Annotated in this window: 20 protein-coding genes and 1 pseudogene; 6 read left to right on the top strand and 15 right to left on the bottom strand. The window is 70.6% G+C overall.

The features are described from left to right. Positions 1 to 34: 34 nt before the first annotated feature. Positions 35 to 1,606, bottom strand: a complete 1,572-nt coding sequence (locus O7543_RS22940) for a fused MFS/spermidine synthase (RefSeq protein WP_281551946.1) — start codon at positions 1,604 to 1,606, stop codon at positions 35 to 37. 126 nt (positions 1,607 to 1,732) lie between these two features. After that, positions 1,733 to 2,758 (bottom strand): hypothetical protein, encoded by a 1,026-nt coding sequence (locus O7543_RS22935; RefSeq protein WP_281551947.1) that lies wholly within the window; start codon positions 2,756 to 2,758, stop codon positions 1,733 to 1,735. Between the two features lie 290 nt (positions 2,759 to 3,048). Between O7543_RS22935 and O7543_RS22930 the strand changes: the two genes are divergently transcribed. After that, the gene (locus O7543_RS22930) at positions 3,049 to 3,342 is read left to right on the top strand and encodes a DUF2218 domain-containing protein (protein WP_281551948.1); all 294 of its coding nucleotides are present in this window, start codon (positions 3,049 to 3,051) and stop codon (positions 3,340 to 3,342) included. On the opposite strand, the gene O7543_RS22925 is transcribed toward O7543_RS22930, so the two are convergent. From O7543_RS22925 to O7543_RS22910, 4 genes are read right to left on the bottom strand one after another with little or no spacing between them, the layout of a single operon-like run. After that, positions 3,343 to 4,143, bottom strand: coding sequence for an inositol monophosphatase family protein (locus O7543_RS22925; protein ID WP_281551949.1), 801 nt, complete (start codon positions 4,141 to 4,143; stop codon positions 3,343 to 3,345). 3 nt (positions 4,144 to 4,146) lie between these two features. After that, complete coding sequence (locus tag O7543_RS22920; protein WP_281551950.1) at positions 4,147 to 4,596, bottom strand: response regulator; 450 nt, start codon at positions 4,594 to 4,596, stop codon at positions 4,147 to 4,149. Beyond that, positions 4,596 to 6,224 carry a sensor histidine kinase gene (locus O7543_RS22915; RefSeq protein ID WP_281551951.1) on the bottom strand — a complete coding sequence of 543 codons (1,629 nt, stop codon included), beginning with the start codon at positions 6,222 to 6,224 and terminating at the stop codon, positions 4,596 to 4,598. Before O7543_RS22915 ends, O7543_RS22920 begins: the two co-directional genes overlap by 1 nt. After that, positions 6,221 to 7,387: a fused response regulator/phosphatase gene (locus O7543_RS22910; protein ID WP_281567209.1), complete on the bottom strand. Its 1,167-nt coding sequence runs from the start codon at positions 7,385 to 7,387 to the stop codon at positions 6,221 to 6,223. Before O7543_RS22910 ends, O7543_RS22915 begins: the two co-directional genes overlap by 4 nt. A gap of 268 nt (positions 7,388 to 7,655) precedes the next feature. Between O7543_RS22910 and O7543_RS22905 the strand changes: the two genes are divergently transcribed. Next, positions 7,656 to 10,073, top strand: a complete 2,418-nt coding sequence (locus tag O7543_RS22905) for a M28 family peptidase (protein ID WP_281567208.1) — start codon at positions 7,656 to 7,658, stop codon at positions 10,071 to 10,073. Positions 10,074 to 10,117: 44 nt separating this feature from the next. Here the strand turns inward: O7543_RS22905 and O7543_RS22900 are convergent, their stop codons facing one another. The 5 genes from O7543_RS22900 to O7543_RS22880 all read right to left on the bottom strand — a co-directional run bounded on the left by O7543_RS22900 (position 10,118) and on the right by O7543_RS22880 (position 14,964). Next, positions 10,118 to 12,325, bottom strand: a complete 2,208-nt coding sequence (locus O7543_RS22900) for a glycoside hydrolase family 9 protein (protein WP_281567502.1) — start codon at positions 12,323 to 12,325, stop codon at positions 10,118 to 10,120. Positions 12,326 to 12,543: 218 nt separating this feature from the next. Next, positions 12,544 to 13,479: a 16S rRNA (cytidine(1402)-2'-O)-methyltransferase gene (gene rsmI / locus O7543_RS22895; protein WP_281551954.1), complete on the bottom strand. Its 936-nt coding sequence runs from the start codon at positions 13,477 to 13,479 to the stop codon at positions 12,544 to 12,546. Positions 13,480 to 13,533: 54 nt separating this feature from the next. Next, positions 13,534 to 14,241: a cation transporter gene (locus O7543_RS22890; protein ID WP_281551955.1), complete on the bottom strand. Its 708-nt coding sequence runs from the start codon at positions 14,239 to 14,241 to the stop codon at positions 13,534 to 13,536. Continuing rightward, on the bottom strand, positions 14,241 to 14,570 hold the full coding sequence (locus tag O7543_RS22885; protein ID WP_281551956.1) for a metalloregulator ArsR/SmtB family transcription factor: 330 nt from the start codon (positions 14,568 to 14,570) through the stop codon (positions 14,241 to 14,243). Before O7543_RS22885 ends, O7543_RS22890 begins: the two co-directional genes overlap by 1 nt. A gap of 238 nt (positions 14,571 to 14,808) precedes the next feature. After that, positions 14,809 to 14,964 (bottom strand): hypothetical protein, encoded by a 156-nt coding sequence (locus O7543_RS22880; RefSeq protein WP_281551957.1) that lies wholly within the window; start codon positions 14,962 to 14,964, stop codon positions 14,809 to 14,811. A 29-nt stretch (positions 14,965 to 14,993) separates the two neighbouring features. On the opposite strand from O7543_RS22880, the gene O7543_RS22875 reads away from it, so the two are divergent. From O7543_RS22875 to O7543_RS22865, 3 genes and pseudogenes are all read left to right on the top strand, one after another. Next, positions 14,994 to 15,569 carry a TetR/AcrR family transcriptional regulator gene (locus O7543_RS22875; protein WP_281551958.1) on the top strand — a complete coding sequence of 192 codons (576 nt, stop codon included), beginning with the start codon at positions 14,994 to 14,996 and terminating at the stop codon, positions 15,567 to 15,569. A 481-nt stretch (positions 15,570 to 16,050) separates the two neighbouring features. Further along, positions 16,051 to 16,380, top strand: coding sequence for a hypothetical protein (locus O7543_RS22870; RefSeq protein ID WP_281567207.1), 330 nt, complete (start codon positions 16,051 to 16,053; stop codon positions 16,378 to 16,380). 63 nt (positions 16,381 to 16,443) lie between these two features. Continuing rightward, positions 16,444 to 16,656, top strand: a pseudogene (locus O7543_RS22865) (MerR family DNA-binding transcriptional regulator); the annotation flags it as partial. A 323-nt stretch (positions 16,657 to 16,979) separates the two neighbouring features. On the opposite strand, the gene O7543_RS22860 reads toward O7543_RS22865, so the two are convergent. Beyond that, entirely contained in the window at positions 16,980 to 17,375 is a 396-nt protein-coding gene (locus O7543_RS22860; protein ID WP_281551960.1) for an SDR family NAD(P)-dependent oxidoreductase, read from the bottom strand. A gap of 68 nt (positions 17,376 to 17,443) precedes the next feature. On the opposite strand from O7543_RS22860, the gene O7543_RS22855 reads away from it, so the two are divergent. After that, positions 17,444 to 18,052 (top strand): TetR/AcrR family transcriptional regulator, encoded by a 609-nt coding sequence (locus O7543_RS22855; RefSeq protein WP_281551961.1) that lies wholly within the window; start codon positions 17,444 to 17,446, stop codon positions 18,050 to 18,052. 55 nt (positions 18,053 to 18,107) lie between these two features. Here O7543_RS22855 and O7543_RS22850 read toward each other — a convergent pair whose 3' ends face one another. The 3 genes from O7543_RS22850 to O7543_RS22840 all read right to left on the bottom strand — a co-directional run bounded on the left by O7543_RS22850 (position 18,108) and on the right by O7543_RS22840 (position 19,668). After that, complete coding sequence (locus O7543_RS22850; RefSeq protein ID WP_123606272.1) at positions 18,108 to 18,362, bottom strand: Smr/MutS family protein; 255 nt, start codon at positions 18,360 to 18,362, stop codon at positions 18,108 to 18,110. Beyond that, positions 18,359 to 18,730, bottom strand: coding sequence for a tetratricopeptide repeat protein (locus tag O7543_RS22845; RefSeq protein WP_281551962.1), 372 nt, complete (start codon positions 18,728 to 18,730; stop codon positions 18,359 to 18,361). The genes O7543_RS22850 and O7543_RS22845 overlap by 4 nt, the downstream gene beginning before the upstream one ends. A gap of 185 nt (positions 18,731 to 18,915) precedes the next feature. Further along, entirely contained in the window at positions 18,916 to 19,668 is a 753-nt protein-coding gene (locus O7543_RS22840) for an ROK family protein (RefSeq protein WP_281551963.1), read from the bottom strand. Between the last annotated feature and the right edge of the window lie 16 nt (positions 19,669 to 19,684).

Below are 19,684 nucleotides of genomic sequence, written 5' to 3'. Positions count from 1 at the left end.
CCGATCTGGCCCGAGCTACACCTGCGGAACCGCATCAGGGGGCGACGAGCAGCTGGTCGACCGGGGCATAGTCGTCGGTGAGCGGCTGCGCACCGGCCACGAAATCGGTCAGCTCGTCCCCGGCGAGCAGATCGAACTCGGCACCGACCGAAGCGGTCAACCGGGCCCGTACCTCGTCCAACGGCAGTGGCCGGTCGGCGGCGAGGATGACGAAGTTGCTGCCGCTGAGCCGGGTCGCCGCCCCCGGCCGGGTGATCAGCGCCACCTCGGGGAACTCGGCCGCGACGGTGGCCACCTCGGCCTGGATGAACCGCAGCGGCGGGTAGTCGATCACGTTCTGCAGGTAGCTGCCGCCTGGTCGGACCACCCGGCGGATCTCGGCGGCCATCTCCCGGGTGGCCAGGTGCCAGGGCACCACCAGGTGCCCGAACGCGTCCCCGACGACCACGTCGACGCTGTCCGTGGGCAGGTCGGTGACCAGGATCCGGGCGTCGCCGACCACCACGGCCAGGTCGGGACCCGGCTGCACGTCGAGCTCCCGCACGCCCAGGTCGACCAGTCCACCGTCGATCTCGTAGACGGTGTTGCGGGTGCCCGGCCGGGTGGCGCTGAGGTACCGGGGCATGGTGAAGCCGCCGCCGCCGAGGTGCAGCGCGTCGAGCGGTTCCCCGGGTGGGGCGGTCACGTCGAGGGCGGCACCGATCCACCTGGTGTAGGCGAACTCCAGGTGGGTGGGGTCGTCGAGGTCCACGTACGAGTGGCGGGCCGAGTTGAGCAGCAGCAGCCGGCCGGAGCCGCGGTCCGGATCGGCCTGCACGGTGGCGCAGTGGTACTCGGTCTCCACATCGCACGGGTCGGGTGCGGCAACGGCGAGGCCGACGGCGAGCAGCCCGATCACGGCGACGGCGGACCGCGTGGCGGTGCCGGTCCGGCCGCCGGGCGCTGCGCCGCCGTCCGCGCCACCGCCGGTGGCGGTGGCGGTGGCGTCGGTGGGTGGCCGGGTGCGGTGCAGGTATACCCCGAGGGCGATACCGCTGCCGCCGAGCAGCAGCGCCAGCGTCATCATGATCACGCTGCTGGGTAGCGTGGCGACCAGGAAGAAGCCGGTGCCGAGGGTGGCGGTGATCGCGCCGAGCGTACCGATGCTGGACAGCTTGCCGACCACCTCGCCGGTGCGGTTCAGGTCGCCGAGCTGCAGTTTGATCACCAGTGGGGTGACCGCCGACAGCAGCGCGGCCGGCAGCACGATGGCCACCATGGTGAGCAGCAGGATGCCCACCACGGCGCTGCCGCGCAGCAGTTCACCGGCGTACCGCACCAGTGGGAGGGTGATCGCGGTGGTGATCCCGGCGAGGACCAGCGCGGCCGGCAGCAGCGGGCGGGGGTCGCGCCGGTCTGCGATCCGGCCACCGATCCAGGTGCCGTAGGCGATCGCGGCCAGCGCTACACCGATCACCGCGCTGTTGGTCTGCAGGGTCACTCCGATGTACGGCCCGACCAGCCGCAGCGCGACGATCTCCAGCACCAGTACAGCGCCGCTGGAGACGAAGACCAGCGCGGCGGCCAGGCCGGGCCGCAGCGGCGTGTCCGGTGGTGGCGAGTCCATCGCTGTGATGGTACGCATCCCGCCTGCCGTCCGACGGGCGGTCGAGCGGGATGCAGGGATGGTGGTTCAGAGCATCGACAGATGCACGTGGTTGGGTCAGAGCATCGACAGATGCACGTGGTTGGGTCAGAGCATCGACAGATGCACGTGGTTGGTGTGGTCGCCGGCCGGGCTGCCGCCGCCGTTGTAGGCCCGCCAGCCGGTGCCGGGCATCCAGATCTGCCGGTACCAGATGACGTAGAGCACACCGAGCCGGTCGGCGTTGTTGATGTAGTACCCGGCGAGATTGTTGCCGTACGTGCGGTTGCCCCCGGTGGCGGCGCGGTTCTGGAATCCGCCGGCTTCGGCGGAGAAGTCGCAGGCCCGACCCTTGGGGTGCTCGCCGCTGCCGCCGTTGCGGAAGCAGGAGACGTACCGGGTGAATCCGGCGGACTTCGCCTGGTTCAGGGCGTGCAGGGTGCGCGGGGTAATGCAGCCGGAGGTGGTGGGGTCGTCGACGTTGCAGGATTCGGAGGGCCAGGAGCCGTCGGAGTTGCGTGGCGCGGGTTTTGCGGCGGCCGAGGTGGTGCTGACGAATCCGCCGCTTGACTGGCCGCCGACGGCCGCCAGGGCGCGCTCGGCGTCCTGCTTCTTGCGGGCCATGATGGCGACCTGCTTTTCCTGCTCCCGTACCTCGTTGTCGATCGCGGCCTTGGCCCGGGCGGCCTGCTCGTGAGCTTCGGTGAGGGCTCGCAGGTTGCGGCCCTCCCGCTGGGCCATGACCTCCAGCCCGGCGGCGCGGTCCAGCATGTCGGCCGGGGAAGCGCTGTTCAGCAGCATGGTGACCGAGGTCAGCCGCCCCACCCGGTAGGACTCGGCCGCCATCAGCCCGACCTCGTCGGTGAGCGAGACGAGCCGCTCCTGTACGGCGTCGTACTGGGTGGTCAACTCCTTCTGGCGCTTCTTGGAGTTGTCCAGCTTGGCTTTCGCCTCGATGTGCCCCTTGGAAGCGGCTTCCAGGACCTCGCGCAGGCTCTTGTTGTCGCCTTCGTCCGGGGCGTCGGGCGCAGCCGAGGCGACCGGCGCGCCGATCACCAGCGCGATCGCGGTGACCAGCGCAACGAGTGACGCCGCCGCACCGGAGCGCCGCCGGGATACCGTCGTGCCGACCACAGTCGCGTCCTCCTGGATCACATTGTCAGGTCGCGGTCCGTAAACCGGGCACAGCTTACCGGATTTCACCGTTGCCACTGGAACGTCGGCGAGTCGAGCGCATTACCACATCATGCAGATGGCGCGCAGCCAGGCCTGAACTATTACCTGCAGCAATGAACCAATCACGCAAAATCAACACGATTACCGGGCGTGACGCCTGGCGTGTCGCACAGCCATCTCGGCGATGCCGCAGGGGTCAATAAATTAAGCTAGCCTAACCTTATTCACAGTCTCCAGTGAGGATTTCGGTGCCACGTTCCGAGGCTCACGTCCGGACCCCACGGTCGCAACGCCACCTGACCCACCTGTGCGAACATTTCGCCACCGCCGTACCGGTCAAATGGACCGCCGACCAGGGGCTGATCGACTTCGGCTTCGGTACCTGCCGGATCGACGCCACCAACGACAGTCTCACGCTGCACGCCGACAGCGACGACGACATCGGGCTCGCCCGGGTGGAGTACCTCGTCGGCGAACACCTGGAGCGCGCCGGTGCCCGGGAGAGCCTGGCCGTCGACTGGCAGCCGACCGGCGGCGGCTGATCACCCGGCCGGCAGCAGCGCCGCCCGTACCTCCTGCCAGGCCGCGTCGGTCCTGGCCACCAGCAGCCCCGACCGGTCGTCGGTGAAGTCGTACGGGCTGCCGTCCAGCCGCATCGCGACGCCGCCGGTCTCCCGCACCAGCAGCGTGCCCGGCACGTGGTCCCACGGCAGGGTCCGCCAGAACATCGCGAAGTCCTGCTCCCCGGCGGCGATGTCCCAGTGCTCCCGGCCGGCGCAGTGCTGACCGGGCAGCACCGCACCCAACCGCTCACCGCCGGCCTCCACAGCTGCCCGCACCGGCACCGGCAGGTACTCCAACGGCACCGCCCCGCGCAGCCGGTCCACCGGGGGCGCGGTCGTCGGCGGTGCCAGCCGCACCCCGTCCACCCAGCAGCCGGACCCATGCTCGGCCACCACCAGCGACCCGCCCACCGGGTCAAGGATCCAGCTCGCCACCGGCTCACCGGCGGCTAGCAGGGCCACCATCATCACGAACGGCCGACGGCCGGCCGCGTAGTTCGCCGTACCGTCGATCGGGTCGACCAGCCAGACCCGGCCGGCGTCGCGCAACCGACGTAGCAGCCGCGAATCGACGGCGACCGCCTCCTCACCGACCACCACCGACCCCGGTGCCAGCCGCCGCAGCCCGGCCGCGATGAACTCCTCGGCCTGCTGGTCGGCGACGGTGACCAGGTCACCCGGGGCCTTCTCGGTGATGTGTTCGGCGGACAGCTGGTTGAACCAGGGCAGCACCGCCCGCGCCGCCGCTTCCCGCAGCAGCTCACCCACCTCGTCGATCATGTGTCAGCCGCGCGGGGGCAGCTTAACCACGCTGACGAAGAACTCGTCGATCTGCCGGATCACCGCGATGAACCGCTCGAAGTCCACCGGCTTGGTCACGTACGCGTTCGCGTGCAGCTGGTAGGAGCGCAGGATGTCCTCGTCGGCCTGCGAGGTGGTGAGCACCACCACCGGGATCCGGCCCAGGTCGTCGTCCTTCTTTATCTCCTCGAGGACCTCACGGCCGTCGCGCCGGGGCAGGTTCAGGTCGAGCAGGATCAGGTCGGGCAGCACCGCGTCGGCGTACTTGCCCTCCCTGCGCAGGTAGGCCAGGGCCTCGGCGCCGTCCGAGACGACGGTGAGCCGGTTACGGACCTTGTGTTCCTCGAACGCCTCCTGGGTCATCAGCACGTCACCCGGATCGTCCTCGACCAGCAGGACCTCTATCGGGCTCTTGCCGTCCGGTTCGGTCATCACACCTTCGTCTCCTTCTCGGCGCCGCCGTCGGCCGACGCGGCGGACACCGGGTCCGGGCGGGCGGTCACCGGAAGCGTAAAACGAATCGCCGTGCCCTGGTCGACCTGGGTGTCAACCCAGATCCGGCCGCCGTGGTACTCGACGATCTTCTTGCCGATCGCCAGCCCGATCCCGGTGCCCGGGTAGGCGTCCTTCGAGTGCAAGCGCTGGAAGATCACGAAGATCTTGTCAGCGAACTCGGCTTCGATCCCGATGCCGTTGTCCCGACAGGTGATCTCCCACTCGCCGGCCAGCTCACGGGCGGAGACCTCCACCCGGGGCGGCACCTGCGGCCGACGGAACTTGAACGCGTTGCTGACCAGGTTCACCAGCAGATTCGTCAGCAACGGCTCCTCGCCGGTGACCACCGGCAGCTCCGACCAGGTCAGCTCGCCGCCGGCGTACTCCCGGCTCGCCTCGGTCTGACCGGCCACCTCGGTCATCACCTTGTTCAGGTCGACGTCGGTGAAGCCGGAGGTCATCCGGCCGATCCGGGAGAACGCCAGCAGGTCGTTGATCAGCCGCTGCATCCGTTGCGCGCCGTCGACAGCGAAGGCGATGTACTGGTCCGCGCGGGCGTCCAGCTGACCGGCGTACCGGCGCTGCAGCAACTGGCAGAAGCTGGCCACCTTGCGCAGCGGCTCCTGCAGGTCGTGCGACGCCACGTAGGCGAACTGCTCCAGGTCACGGTTGGACCGGACCAGCTCCTCGGCCTGCCTCTGCAGTTGGCCGTTCACCCACTCGACCCGTTCCCGGGCCTCACGCACCTCGGCCAGATCTGCGGCGATCTTGCGTCGCATGCCGTCCACGTCGCTGGCCAGCGCGGCCAGCTCCGGCGGCCCGACGTTCGCGATGTCCCGGTGGTACTCGCCGTTGGCCACCTGCCGCACCTGCGCGGCGAGACCGGTGACCGGGCCGATCACCAGCCTGTTCAGCGACATCAGCAGCACCACCCCGGCCAGAACCACCACCGCCGCCGCCACGGCCAGCAGACCCGCCAGGGTCCGGCTGGTCCCCCGGGCGTCCGCCGCGACCCGGTCCCGGACCGTCAGAATGTCCGCCTGCAGCTGGTCGACGTCAACCCGTAGGTCGTCGAAACGTTCCCGGGCAGCGTCGCCGAGCAGCGCCTGCCCGGCATCGGTCCCGTCCGTCTCGACGGCGGCGATCGCCGGCTCGGCGACCAGGTCGCGCCACTGCCGTGCCTGGTCGGCGATGGCCTCGATCTGGCCGCGCAGCGGATCGTCCTCCGCGATCAGACTCAGCATGTGGTCGATCAGCTGCCGTTCCTGCACCGCCCCCTGACGGTACGGCGCGAGATCGGCCGGGTCACCGGACACCGCGTAGCCACGTACCCCGGTCTCCTGGTCGACCAGCACGGTCAGCAGGCTCTCCGCGTCGGTCCGCAGCGGGCCGATCCTGGTGAGCATGGTGTCGATGTGGTCCTGGTTGGCTCGGGCGACCAGCGCCGCGCCGCCGGCCAGGGCCGCCAGCAGTCCACCCACCACGACGCAGAGCAGCGTCACCCGGGCACGCAGCGTCAACCGGCTGGCCCGGGACACCCCGGCCGGTGGCGGAGCGGCGGTCACCGGCCACCGCCCCGGCTGACCAGCAGCATCGCCACGTCATCGGCGAGCGGACCACCGTTGATCTCCTCGGCCCGGCCGACCAGCCAGCCGGGCAGCGCCGGCAGCGGCACGTCCCGGGCCGCCGGCTCGGCCACCAGCCGTTGCAGGCCGGCCACGTCCAGCCGTTCGTCGGAGTCACCGAGCCGCCCCTCGATCAGACCGTCGGTGTACATCAACAGGGACCACTCATCGGCGTCGAACTCCACATCGAAGGCGCGGGGCGGGCGGGGGTGGACGCCGAGCAGCAGGCCGCCCGGGGCGGGCACCGGCGCGACCTGACCGTGGCGGAACAGCAGCGGCGGCGGATGTCCCGCCAACCGTACAGTGGCCCGGTTGGCGGCCAGGTCCAGCCGGACGGCGGCCACCGTCGCGAAGATTTCCCGCAGCCGGCGTTCGCTCATCAGCACCTGCTCCAGCGCCGGCAGCACCGCGTCGTCGGCCACCCCGGCGAGCACCAGCGCCCGCCAGGCGACCCGCAGCTCGACCCCGAGCGCGGCCTCGTCGGCGCCGTGCCCGCAGACGTCGCCGACGATCAGGTCGATCCGCTCGGGCGTGGTCTGCACCACGTCGAAGAAGTCCCCGCCGATCAGCGCGGCGTGCCGACCCGGCCGATAGAAGGTGTGCACCGAAACCTCGTCGGTGTCCATCAGCGGCTGCGGCAGCAGCCCGCGCTCCAGCCGGGCCGACTCGGCCTGCCGCAGCTCGACCTCACGCAGCCGGCGGGCGTTCTCGTCGGCCCGCTTACGCTCCACGGCGTACCGCAGTGCCCGGCTCAGAAGTACCCCGTCGACCTGACCCTTGACCAGGTAGTCCTGGGCGCCTTCGGCGACCGCGCCGATGCCGAGGTGCTCATCCTGCCGGCCGGTGAGCACGCAGACCGCCGCCCGGCCGGCCACCCCGAGCACCCGGCGCAGACCGTCCAGCCCTTGCGCGTCCGGCAGCCCCAGATCGAGCAGGACGCAGTCAACCCCGGCGATCCGCTCCCGGGCCTGGTTCAGGCTGTTCGCCACCACCAGGTCGACCGCCGCCTGCGCCTCCGCCAGCAACTCGCCGACGAGGAACGCGTCGCCCTCGTCGTCCTCGACCAACAGCACCCGCAGCCGCTCCGTCGGTGCGACAGCCACCGGCGGGCCCGGCTCGGACCGAGGATCGGAACGGGGCGGAACGAGTGACGAACCGGTCATGCCGGCCTGCCGCTGGTCCGCCGCCGCGCCAGGTGAGTGTCGATGGTGAGCTCCTTTTCGATGACCCGCTGATCGTCTCCCAGCCGAACAGGGCACACAACAGCAAGCACTTGCACAAAGTAGGCCACCCGGCCGATGCCTGGTTACCCGGCCAGCCCGGATTGGGCAGGATGTAGCCACCCTTACCCACGCAGCGCAGGAGAGCACCATGGGCGTACCCCTTGTCGCCGCCGCCCACCGGGCGTTCGCCCGGCCCCACCGGCGGCCGGCCGCCGCGCTGGCCGCGCTGGCCGCCCTCGGCCTGGTGGCCGCCGCCGCGCTGGTCGACCTGCGTCCACCCGCGCCGCGCGGCGCCGGCGCGCCGGCCAGCGAGTTCAGCGCCGACCGGGCGCACCGGCACATCGAACGGATCGCGCAGCGGCCGCACCCGACCGGCAGCGCCGCCAACGACGACGTCCGCGACTACCTGGTCGACACGCTGACCGCGCTGGGGCTGGCCCCGCAGACCCAGGACGCGGTCGGCGGCGAGGCCGGTCAGCTCAGCGGCGCGGCCAGCGGCGCCACCCTGGCCCGGGTACGCAACGTGGTCGCCCAGATCCCGGGAACCGACCCGACCGGACGGATCGTGCTGGTCACCCACTACGACTCGGTCCAGGTCAGTCCGGGTGCAAACGACGACGGCGCCGGCGTCGGCACCCTGCTGGAGGTGGCCCGTGCCATCACCGAAGGTGACCGGCCGCGCAACGACGTCGTGCTGCTGTTCACCGACGCCGAGGAGGCGTGCCTGTGCGGGGCGGCGGCGTTCGTCGCCGGGCATCCGCTGGCCGACGCCGACGACACCGTGGTGCTCAACCTGGAGGCGCGGGGCAGCGGCGGGCCGGTGGTCACCTTCGAGACGTCCCGCGACAACGCCGCCCTGGTCGACGTGTTCGGCCGCGCCGCCCCGCACCCGATCGGCACGTCGTTCGCCGTCGAGGTCTACCGGCTGCTGCCCAACGACACCGACTTCACCCCGTTCCTGGACGCCGGTTTCGCCGGGCTGAACTCGGCGTACATCGACGGCTCGGCCATCTACCACACCCCGCAGGACACCCCCGCGTCGATGGACCGGGCCAGCCTGCAGCACCACGGCGACAACACCCTCGGCCTGGCCCGCGGGTTCGGCGCGGCGGACATCCCGGCGCTGGCCGCCGACTCCGACGCAACCTACTTTCCCACCCCGCTCGGGCTGGCCCGCTACCCCGGCACACTGACCTGGCCGTTGGCGGTGCTGGCCGCCGTCGCGGTCGGCGTACTGGCGTGGGCGACCCGGCGACGTGGCCGGGCCGACTGGCCGCGACTGGCCGCCGGGTTCGGCCTGGCGGCGATCCCGCTGGTCGCCGCGCCGGCCACCGCGCAACTGCTGTGGACCGTCGTGGTCCGGCTCCGGCCGGAGTACGCCGACCTGCTCGACCCGTACCGGCCGGTGCCGTACCGGCTGGCGGTGCTGGCGCTGACCACGGCCGTGGTTTTCACCTGGTACGCGTTGCTACGACGGCGGGTCGGCCCGGCGGCGCTGGCCGTCGGCGGGCTGGCCTGGCTGACGCTGATCGGCCTGCTGCTCGCCGCACTCGCCCCCGGCGGGTCGTACCTGGCGACGCTGCCGGCCCTGGCCGGCACGGCCGGTTGCCTGGTCGCGCTGTCGCTGCGGACAACCGGTCCGTGGCCGGTGGTGGCGCTGGCCGCCGGGGCGACGGTCGGCGTGCTGTTGCTGGCACCGACGGTGGTACTGCTCTTCCCGGCGCTGGGCATGGGTCTGGCCGCAGCCGCCGCGTTCGTCGCGACGCTGCTGGCGTTGGCTGCGCTGCCGGTGCTGGACCTGCTGCTGCCGCAGGCCGGCGGGCAGCGCGGCGTCGCCGCGGTCCGGGCCCGCCGGGCCGGGCCGGTGCCAGCGGTCGCCGCCGGGCTCGCCGCGCTGATGCTCGCCGTGGTCGGCTTCGTAGTGGACCGGTTCGACGCCGACCATCCGGTACCCACCCAGCTGATGTACGCGCTGGACACCGACACCGGCGAGGCCCGCTGGTTGAGCTGGGAGACCCGGCCGCAGCCGTGGACCGCCGGGTACGTCGACCAGGCCGCCTCGGTGGCGGACGAGTTTCCGCTGATCGGCGACCATCCGCTGCGTACCGGGCCGGCCGAGGCGGCGGACCTGCCGGCGCCGGCGCTGGACCTGCTCGACGACAGCGGGGTGGCCGCCGACGGGCGGCGTACCCTGCGGTTGCGCCTGCTGCAGCAGCGGCCGGTCCGGCTGGTGGGGCTGCACGTGGCGGCCGGCGGGCCCGAGGTGGTGTCGGCGACGGTCGCCGGCCGGGAGGTGCCGGTCGAGTCGACCGGCACCTCGTCCGGTGACGGCTGGAGCTTCGGGACGGTGTTCCACGCCCCGCCGCCGCAAGGGCTGGAGGTCGTGCTGGTGCTGCGGGCCGGCGACGGCGCGAACGCCGCCACCGGCCCGGTCCGGGTGCGGGTGGCCGACGGCAGCGACGGCCTGGCGGACCTGCCCGGCTTCACCCCCCGGCCGACCGGGGTCGGGGTGGCCGGTTCACACACCAGCGAACTGGTGACCGTCGCCCGGACCTACACGTTCTGACCGCCACGCCCCTGCGCCGCCCGGGCGGCGCAGGGGCGGTGGATTCAGCCGCGGCCCTGGTCGGCGATGAAGGCCGCGATCCAGGACAGCGGGGCGTTCCAGTTGATGGTCAGCTCGTTGGTGGCCCAGGACTCGATGTCGTCGACGTAGCAGAACTGCGGCGCGCAGCCGGTCAGCAGCCGCTGCGCCACCGGGTCCTGGATCGACGAGTTCGGACCACCGGCGAGCGTGCCGCGCGGCGGGTTCGGCAGCTCGGGGTTGAGCTGGCGGGCGTACCAGCGGGAGTGCTGGTTCTGCGACGACACCGTGCCGTAGCCGGTGACGTAGGAGATGTTCAGCGCGTTGCGGCCGAAGATGTAGTCCATCGTCTGCAGCACCCCGTCGCGGTACTTCTCCTTACCGGTCAGGTCGTACGCGGTGGCGATCACGATCGCGTTGTTGACGATGACGCTGTTCGAACCCCAGTCGTAGAGGTTGCCGACCGGGGCGTACGGGACACCGTACGGGTGGGCATCGAGCGTGGCCAGGTAGCGGTCCGCCGCATCGATCACCGACGCCCGCACCTGCCACCAGCCCGGCAGGCTGTTCGGCGTCGTGGCCAGCGCCATCCGGCCCAGCGGAGCGGTCCACTGCCAGCCGAAGGCGCCCTCCTTGAAGATGTCACCCGTGTGGTGCGGCGAGGCGAGCACGAAGTCCCGGAACTCGCGCTCCCCGGTGGTCAGGTACAGCTCGGCCGCCGCCCAGTAGAACTCGTCGGTGACGTCGGTGTCGTCGTAGGGGCCGCCGCCGATGGCGTCGGCCGGGTCGGCGTACATCTGCGGGTTGGCCTTGGCCGCCGCCCACGCGGTGCGGGCCGCGTCCAGGTTGCGGTCGGCGAAGGCCTCGTCGTACGGCTTGAACACCCGCGCCGCCTGGGCGGCGGTGGCCGCCAGGTTGAGCGTGGCGGCGGTCGACGGCGGGTGCAGCTCGCGCAGCTGGGAGTCGAGGTGCGGCAGCAGCGGCAGGCCGGTCCACGCCGCGTCGTGGATCTTGTGGTGGGCCATGCCAGCCAGCGGCTGCCCGGCCGGGACCTGCATCCTGAGCAGGAACTCCTGCTGCCAGCGCACCTCGTCGAGGATGTCCGGCAGCTTGTTGCCGCTCTCCGGCAGGTCGAGCACGCCGTCACGCTGCAGCCACGGCTTGCCCCGGTGCACCCGCAGGGCCCGCTCGTACTCGTTCATCAGCTGGTAGACGGAGATGCCACCGTTGACCACGTACTTGCCGTGGTCGCCGGCGTCGTACCAGCCACCGGAAACGTCCAGGGTGTAGTCACAGACACCGGGCTGGCACGGCACCTCCAGGTCACCCTGGTTGGGGGCGACGCCGACGTGCCCGGCCGGGCGGCCGTAGCCGGGCCGCAGCTCGTCGCGGATCTCGATGCCGCTGCGCTGGGTGTAGTAGAACTTCAGCGCGTCGGCGCGCAGCTGCGTGTAGAAGCTGGTGCCGATCTCGAACGGGAAGCTCGTCTCGCCGTCGGCGACCAGGGTGTAGCCGGTGCCGGGCCGGACGAATCGACTGAACGTGATCGAGTGGACATTTTGCCCGGAGGATTCGTCCAGCCCACGCGGCTTGGTCTTGCCGTTGACGACGACCTTGCCGCCTGAGTCGTACAGTTTCCAGGGCAGCGGGTCGGTGGCGTCGGTGACCAGGGTGGCGTTCTTCGGCCCCTTCGGCAGGTAGCCGACCTGGTTGACCCGCACCCGGGGTCCGGTGTCCGGCACGTACTCCTCCGGTTCGGCGCCGCCGCGCAGCGACACGTCGTCGAGGCACAGCCGCCATGGGTCGGCGCTGCCGCCGACCTGGAAGGCGACCTGCGCATTGGGCAGGTCGGTCGGGGCGGTGAAGGTGTACGTGTAGTTGTTGCCGGAGACGCTGACCTCGGGGTTGGCCGCCATGAACTGGGTCCACGGGTCGACCTGCAGTTGGATCAGCGCCCGGATCACCTTGTTGGGGGTGGCGGTGGCGAAGAACTTGTATTCGTACGTCTCACCGGCGACCAGCGGAACGTCGTCCTGGCCGATGATGACGTCCCACGGGTTGACGGTGCCACCGGGGATGTCGGCGCAGAGCTGCTGGCTGCTGGAGTCGAGGGTGATGTTGGCGGTGCCCCACCAGGGGGCGTGGCCGTCGTCGAAGGTGCCGTTGACGATCTGTTCGGGTGCCTCGTCCTGCGCGTGCGCAGGAGCAGCGGCGGTGAGTGCGGTGGCGGTCAGCGCCGCCACCGCGGTGACGGCGAGCGGAACGGTCCGCCGCCGGGAGAATATCGACACGCCGGGTCCTTCCGATGGTCGTGCGGCGCGGGCGAGGCTCTGCCCGGCGCGCCGTGTCAGCGGTCATGCATCGAAAGCAGCGGATGGGAGCGCTCCCACCCGCAGTACTCGAATATTCTCAGCGTGTTTCGAGCATGTCAATAGATCTATGCAGGCGGCCTTCAGCGCGGGCGCAGCGCCGACACCCGGTCGTAGACCTCGTTGCGGGCCAGCCCGGTCAACTGGCCGGCCAACGACCGTACCGTCCGGGTGTCCAGCCCGGCACCGAGCAACAACTCGATCACCCGGTCCGGGTCGAGGCTGCCGGCCCCGACCCCGCCGCCGTTGGTCGACTCACGCCGCCGTATGCCCTCCACCACCACGGTGATCTCGCCCCTGACCTCGTCGCGGGCGGCCAGGTCGGCGTGCACCTGGGACAGCGGGCCGCGCAGCCACTCCTCGTGCGACTTGGTCAGGTTGCGCACCAGCGCCGCCGCCCGGTCACCGAGCACCTCGCGTACGTCGGCGAGCATCTCCACCACCCGGTGCGGCGCCTCGAAGAAGATCAACGTGGCGGCCACCGGGGCGACCTCGGTCAACGCGGTGCGCCGCGCCGCCGACTTGCGGGGCAGGAAACCGACGTACAGGAAACGGTTTGCCGGCAGCCCGGAGCCGACCAGCGCGCTCAGCGCGGCGCTCGCCCCGGGCAGCGGGTCGACCCGCAGCCCGTCGGCCAGCGCCGCCCCGACCACCAGGTAGCCGGGGTCGTTGACCAGCGGCGTACCGGCGTCGGAGATCAACGCGACGTCGGTGCCGGCGTTCAGCACGGAGATCAACTCGGCGGTACGGGCCTGCTCGTTGTGGTCGTAGCAGCTGACCACCCGGACGTCGATGTCGTGCGCGTCGAGCAGCCGCCTGGCCCGCCGGGTGTCCTCGGCGGCGACCAACCCGGCGGTACGCAGCACGTCCAGCGCCCGCAGGGTGATGTCGCGCGGGTTGCCGATCGGCGTCGGCACCACCGACAGCGTGCCGCGCCGCTCGTCACCCCGGCCGCTCGGGTCGACCTGCTCACCCGCATCGCCCTGGTCGCCCCTGCTGCCGCCGGCTGCCTCGTTCACCCGGCGATGGTAGCCACCCGGCCGACAGCTCTGCCGCCTCACCTCGATCAGGTATCAGGCACAGCAGGTGTCGCCGCGCCAGGCCTCCCGGCCTTCCCTGACGGCGACGGCGGCGATGACCAGAGCGGCGGCGGGGTCGGCCCACCACCAGCCGAACAGCGAGTTGACCGCCAGCCCGCCTAGCAGGACAGCGGACAGGTAGGTGCAGAGCAAAGTCTGTTTGGAGTCGGCGACGGCCGACACCGAGCCGAGCTCCCGCCCGGCGCGGCGCTGCGCGGTGGAGAGCACCGGCATGACCGCCAGGGAGAGCGCGGCGAGGATCAGCCCGACCGTGGAGTGGTCCGGGCGGTGCGCGCCCAGCAGCGCCCGTACCGATTCGAATCCGACGTAGCCGGCGAGGGCGAAGAACGACACGGCGATGACCCGTAGCGCGGCGCGTTCGCGGCTTTCGCGGCGCTCGTGGTCGGCGCCGGTGAACTGCCAGGCGACTGCGGCGGCGGAGGCCACCTCGACCACCGAGTCGAGGCCGAACCCGATGAGCGCGGTGGAGGAGGCGACGGTGCCGGCGCTGATCGCGACGATCGCCTCGATCACGTTGTAGGCGATGGTGGCGGCGACGAACCATCGGATCCGCCGGGCGAGCGTCGCCTGCCGGGCAGCGGACAGCTCGGAGTGCCCGGACGGCCGGGTCGGGCCGGCCGGCTGGTGCTGTCCGGACGGCCGGGTCGGGCCGATCGGGACGAGCGGCAGTTGAGCGGGCATCAGCAGCAGTCGTCGGTGTCAGCGGTCGGGCAGGCCGCCGGGTCGACGGACAGCACCAGGCCGAGCAGGTCGCCCAGGGCGTGGGCGAGCCGGGGGTCGGCCAGCTCGTAGCGGGACCGCCGGCCTTCGGGCACCGCCACGACCAGGCCGCAGCCGCGCAGGCAGGCCAGGTGGTTGGAGAGGTTCTGCCGGCTGGTGCCGAGCAGGTCGGCCAGCTCGGCGGGATAGCCGGGGCCGTCGCGCAGTGCGAGCAGCAGCCGGGCCCGGACCGGGTCGGACAGGGCGTGCCCGAAGCGCGCCAGCACCTGCCCGTACGTCAGCGTCTCCATGGGTTGCGATAGTACATCGTGCGCTGAATAAAACAAAGACTGAACCGTTGCTCCGCCTGCTCCGCCTGCTCTGGCTGCTCCGCCTGCTCGGGTCGCTTCGGTCGCTTGGCTGTTCCGGAGGCAGGGTGTCTCTACAGGCTTGATGCCACAGGTGCATCAAGATGCATCTCTGGCATCAAGCTGAACCGGTACCCCCGACCCTGACAGTTACTCAACGTATGCACTATGGGGCATGGCGTCAGCGCATCAGGGTCTGCGGCCAGGTCGAGATGTCGTCCACGTCGGTTGCCACCCGCACCGAACCAAGGATCAGGTCGACATCCTGGATGCTGAACCCCTGGTGGTTGCCCTTGCCGATGCGGGCGCTGAGATTCAGGTTCGGCAGACCGAGCAACTCCACCTCGTCTCGGCCCGGGTACAGGAATGCCTGCCGGCCACCGACCACATGATTGGCCCGTCCGGCATTGCACTGGGCCAAGTGGTCTGACCAGCCGGGCGGTCACCACCGAGGCGGGGGTCGCCAAGGGCGTCCTGCACCGCTACTTCGCCGACTTCGACACCTTCCTCACCGAGTTCGTGCTGGACCGGATGGCTCGGATCGATACCCAGGCCGCCGCCCTGCAGCAGGCAGCCGGGACCGGCACCGTCGCCGACAATCTGACCGGGCTGCTCACCGAGCTGTTCGGATCGGTGACCCTCGCCCTGATCAGTCTCATCGTCTCCCGCCACGAGCTGCGCGGACGGTTGCGGCAAGCCAGACCGGACCCCCGACTGCCGATCCTCTCCGACGCCACGACCATGATCGCGTCCTACCTGGCCGCCGAGCGGGACCTCGGCCGGATCGCGGTCGACGCCGACATCGACGCACTCGCGCCGATGCTGGTAGGGACCGGACATCTGCTCCTCGCTGACAGGGAGACCGAACCGCCGGACGGACCGGCGGTGCGCAAGGTCGTGACCATCGCCCTCGACAGCGCAGCACCGGGCCCATCACGTTGACGATCGTTGCTTGACCTCGTCGCGGCGGCAACGACGCCACACCCCGTCATCACGTTCGTCGACACTGCGCTGGTGGCCGTAGCCGATCGGACGGCAACATTCGCCAGAAGTAGCTTTCGGTGACTGTCTCATAACCGACAGTGCGTCAAATGAGTTATATGTCCGACCCGGCCCGCGCGCTGAACATCGATACTGACGAGAGGATCGACCCAACGAAAGACCTCTGCCGTAGCGGCAGCAATCCAAGGTACCCTCGAACACGAGGAGAACTCACAGTGTCACGCCCTCGTCACAGGCTCGGCGGCGAGTACGAGGAACTCCTCAAGGAGGTCGAGAAGGATGGCTGGTCCGTCACCGGAGGAGGGAACAAGCACTTCAAGTTGAAGTGCCTGAATCCCTGTAAGTGCATGAAGACGATGTCAACGACGCCCTCTAATCCGAACTACTTGCGAGACATGAGGGCTCAGCTTCGTCGGGCGACGTGCTGGGAGGCAACGTGAAAGAGTTCCGTCTCGCGGTCCAGATGACCTTCGTCAGCACCCCCCATGGCACCGATGAGCAGTTCGAAGAATTCATCGATGCGGTCCAGGAGCAATTGGATTCTCTGGACGTCGAGGTCCAGATCGCTGCGAAGCTCACTGACCGGATCGTGGACATCGCCACTTCGACCGAGGCCACCAGCTTCGAGTTCGCTGCCAGCAGGCTGCTGATGGACATCCGTACCGCGCTGCACGCCGTCGGCTGTCACACGCCGGACTGGCCACGGTTCCAGGCGGTCGACCACCACCTCCGAGAACTCCAGGACGCCTGACAGTCTGCGAGGCCGCTACGGCAAGCTTGACCTTGTCGTAACGGCAACGTTGTTACTGGTGGCATGCGGATCGGCGAGCTCGCCGCGCTGGTCGGGGTCTCCACCCGGACCGTGCGCCACTACCACCATCTCGGGTTGCTGCCTGAGCCGGAGCGGCTGCCCAACGGCTACCGGGAGTACCTGCTACGGGATGCGGTCGCGCTGGCCCGGGTACGCCGGCTGAGCGAACTCGGACTCTCCCTCGACGAGATCCGGGGCGTACTCGCCGACGACCGGGGCCGGGAGCTGCGCGAGGTGCTCACCGAGCTGGACGCCGATGCCACGGTGTCCGAGGACGAGCAGGGCACCATCCGGGTCGACGGTGACGTGCTCATCGTGTCGGCGATCGCGCAGACCAACCTGGTGGTCGAGCTGGCCGAGCCGCTGTGGGTGGTCCGCTCGTTGGGCCGCATCGCACACGTACGGACGATCCGGTTCTTCGCCGACGACCCGAAAGCCGCGCTGACGGCCTGGTCGACTCAGCGGGCCACCGGCCCGGCGCCGGCGGCGTCGGTCAACCCAGCAGCTGCTCCGAACGCTCCCACAGCCGGCGGGCGAGATCAGGGTCGTACGCCTGGGAGTTGACGCGCCTGGCGGGCCGCCGCTTTGTCGATGAGCAGCCGGGTCAGCAGGAACGGTGCCAGGTGGTTGATCTGGAAGGTCAGCTCGAAGCCGTCGGTGGTTTTGGTGGGGTCGCCGAAGACGCCGCCGGCGTTGTTGGCGAGCACGTCGATGCGCGGGTACGCGGCGTCCAGCTCGGCGGCGAGCTTGCGTACCTCGTCGAGGCGGGCGAAGTCGGCGAGGAAGTGCTCCGCGCCGATCTCGCGGGCGACGGCCTCGGTCTTGCCCGGGGAGCGCCCGACGACGACCACCCGGTGGCCGGCGCTGTGCAGCTGGCGGGCGGCCGCGGCACCGATGCCGTCGCTGGATCCGGTTATGACGATCACCTTGGTCATGACGACACTGTACGCCGAAACTGTCAGCTACTGTCAGATTTGACGGCCGGTGCTATGCTGACCACAGCATGACTGGAAAGCAACCGAACCTGCGCGAACGCACCCGCCGAGCCGTGCAACGCGACATCACCGAGGCGGCACTGCAGCTCTTCGTGTCACGGGGCTACGACGCCACCACCATCGACGACATCGCGGCGGCCGTCGGCATGTCGCAACGCAGCGTCTTCCGCTACTTCGCGACGAAGGAGGACATCGTCGTCGGCAAGTTCGACCTCGGTGCCGACGACATGCTCGCCAACCTGCGGGAGCGCCCCGCCGACGAACCCGTCTGGACGTCGCTACGCCGGCTGTTCGACATCGTGGACGCCACAGCAGACACGTCAGGCCAGCAGCAGGTCAGCAAGCCCGTCCAGCGGGTGATCCTGGAGACGCCTGCGCTGCTCGCCGTCTACCTGCGCAAGCTGCAGAGCATGCAGCACGCCGTGGTCGCGGTGCTGCGGGAGCGGGCGGCGGCGGCCGGCGCCCCGTACGCCGCCGACGATCCGACGCCCGGGGCGCTCGCCGCTGCCGCCTTCGGCTGTCTGGTCGCGGCGCAGCACGCCTGGCTGGCGTCCACGACCGAGCACTCACTCGCCGACTACGTCGACCGGGCGATGGCGGCCCTCAGCCCGCGCTAGGTGGCCGCGTCGCTACCAACGCAGCGGCGGAGTCGCTACCAGCGCAGCGATGGAGTCACTTCCATCGAAAATGGACGAACAGTCGGCCGAAGTTCTTCGAGTCCTTCTCCACCCGGTGGTAGAGCTGCTTGACGTCCTTCTGGTCGAGGAACCGCAGCACCCGCTTCTTCAGCTGGCCGGAGCCCTTGCCAGGGATGATCTCGACGAGGGTGGCCTTCTTGGCCACCGCCTCGTCGATGACACCCCGCAGCGCCCGGTCGATGTCCTGGCCACGGTTGTAGATGTCGTGCAGGTCCAGTTTGATCTTCACGACACCCTTCCGTTGACCTTCGCCTCGACCCGGCGCAGCGCGGCCAGGTAGTCCGAGTGCTCGGAACGCATGGCAGCGGCGAGCCGCAGGTGCCGCAGCGCCTGCGACGGCCGACCGAGCCGTTCCAGGGTACGACCCAGCACGTGATGGGCGTAGTGGTCACTCGGGTCGCGGTCGATCAGCTCGCGCAACTGCTCCTCGGCCCGGCCGAGCTGCGCCGACTTGAAGTAGGAGCGGGCCAGCAGCTGGCGGACCGCCGAGTTGTCGGGCTCGGCGGCGATGATCGGCTCCAGCAGCCGGGCCGCCCCGGACGGGTCGCCGGACTCGAAGTACAGGTTCGCCCGGCGGTACTCCTCCAACAGATCCATGGCCGCCCCACCTTCCCGGTCGCGATCACCGACACCCTTGACGCTGGCACAACCACCGGCGGAATGCGACTGTTCCCGGACCGGACATCCGCCGGCCACCCAGCCAGCTTCGGGACGATCCGGCACAGACCAGTCAGGGTCGGAATGGTTTCAGGGATCGGACCGGTCACGCGGTCGGACCGGGTTCAGGGTCGGATCAGCGTCCAGGCCCGTACGCCGCCGACGATGCCGGCCGTGTTCGGCACCACCACCACGTCGTCGCCCATCCGGGCCACCTGCTCGGGACGGATCAGCCGCGAGTTGCCGCCGCCGAGGTAGAGCCGGTCCCAACAGAACACTGGTCGCAGACCGTCGACGACGCCGCGTACCCGCCGGGACCAGAACGCGTCGCCGAGCCGGCGGCGTTCGTGCTCGCCGACGTAGGTGTCGTAGCTCTGCCCCCAGCGCACCGGCGCCTGGGACAGCTCCAGGTGCGGGGCGAGCCGGCCGCCGTCGAACAGCGCGCAGCCGAGCCCGGTGCCGAGGGTGAGGACCAGTTCGCAGCCGGCGCCGGCGACCACCCCGGCACCGTGCACCTCGGCGTCGTTGAGCACCAGCACCGGCAGGTCGAAGGCGGCGCCGAGCGCCGTACGGGCATCGAAGCCGGACCATTCGGCGAGCAGTCCCGGGTCGACCTTGGTCCGCGGACCGGCCTTCGTTACGTAGTGCGGGGTGGCGACCACGACGCCGTGCCGGATCATGCCGGGCATGCCGACGGTGACCCGGTCGGCCGCCGGCAGCTGGTCACGCAACCCGCGCAAGGTGTCGACGAACCGTTTCGGCGGCAGCGGGTACGGGGTCGGCACCCGCAGCGGCCGGGCCCGCATGGTGCCGGCCTCGTCGAGTACGGACGCCTTGATGCCGCCGCCGCCACAGTCGATCGCCAGCGTGGAAATCATCAGCACAGTGTGCCGG

It is taken from the genome of Solwaraspora sp. WMMA2080, from assembly GCF_027497395.1.
In the GTDB taxonomy this organism is placed as follows: Bacteria; Actinomycetota; Actinomycetes; order Mycobacteriales; family Micromonosporaceae; genus Micromonospora_E.
This window is presented reverse-complemented; position numbering and strand designations above follow the sequence as displayed.